The following is a 1,181-nucleotide window of genomic DNA, read 5'->3' as shown; positions in this document are numbered from 1 at the left end:
AACGAGGGGTGAGTTGTCTTTGAGTTTGTAACTCAGCAGTAGGGCATTCCCGAGAAAAGGATCCATCTATATCAACAGATCGGATCCTTTTTCGTACCAACAAAGCGCAAAGAAACCTTATTCCATAACTCAACCTTCGTAGAAAACAGCAGAGAAAAGACAATCGACCTTATTCTCCTCTGCCCCTCGTTTGAGCGCTAGCGGTAACAGCTTGTCCCGATGACTTTCGGGAAGGGGCTAGTTGTCTTTGAGTTTGTAACTCACTTCAGATGGAGGTGTGAACATGCACAAATCCCTTTTCCCCGGCATAGTCCCTGGCCGAACTATAAAGATACTCTTCTGCTCGGTAAACGATCCCTCTGCCCCTCGTTTGAGCGCTAGCGGTAACGAGGGGTGAGTTGTCTTTGAGTTTGTAACTCAGCAGTAGGGCATTCCCGAGAAAAGGATCCGATCTATATCAACAGATCGGATCCTTTTTCGTACCAACAAAGCGCAAAGAAACCTTATTCCATAACTCAACCTTCGTAGAAAACAGCAGAGAAAAGACAATCAATCCCTCTGCCCCTCGTTTGAGCGCTAGCGGTAACGAGGGGCTAGTTGTCTTTGAGTTTATAACTCACTTCAGGTGGTGGTGTGAACATGCACAAATCCTTTTTCCCCGGCATAGTCCCTGGCCGAACTATAAAGATACTCTTCTGCTCGGTAAACGATCATTGCCCTGACCGGGTTTTGATGCGTATAATTAATCCGTTGGTCAATCAATATTGAATCATCCAACAAAATGGCGTGATTTGCTTCCTGCCAAAATTTATAGGTTTTCATCCGGTTATCAAATTTCCCGGCATACCGGAAGCGGTACAACATCCACTCCTTTCTGCTTTCCGGTTCCTTCTCGATCATTTTTAAAATGGTTTTTGCCGTAAACTTCTTAAAATCACGAATGATGTCACTAATTCCGGAACCTCCCTTTGCCCGACAAACCAAGTGGATATGATTCGACATCAGACACCAGGCAAATACCTCCAAGCCCTTATGTTCGATGCAGTAGTTAAGAGAATCGGCTATGACAACTTTATATTCCTTTCGCGTAAACACATCAATCCAATCTTCAACTGTGAATGTTAAAAAGTAAACGGCATTTTGATCGGTAATAAAATAGTTATCGGCAGACATTTTTAGCA

1 protein-coding gene is annotated in these 1,181 nt (G+C 43.9%); it reads right to left on the bottom strand.

Annotated elements, in window-relative coordinates; all coding sequences use genetic code 11:
* Positions 1-621 precede the first annotated feature (621 nt).
* A partial coding sequence (locus tag C8N47_RS18605) for an REP-associated tyrosine transposase (RefSeq protein ID WP_245915760.1) occupies positions 622-1,181 on the bottom strand: 560 nt, incomplete at its 5' end.

The sequence above is a fragment of the Mangrovibacterium marinum genome (assembly GCF_003046625.1).
Lineage (GTDB): Bacteria > Bacteroidota > Bacteroidia > Bacteroidales > Prolixibacteraceae > Mangrovibacterium > Mangrovibacterium marinum.
This window is presented reverse-complemented; position numbering and strand designations above follow the sequence as displayed.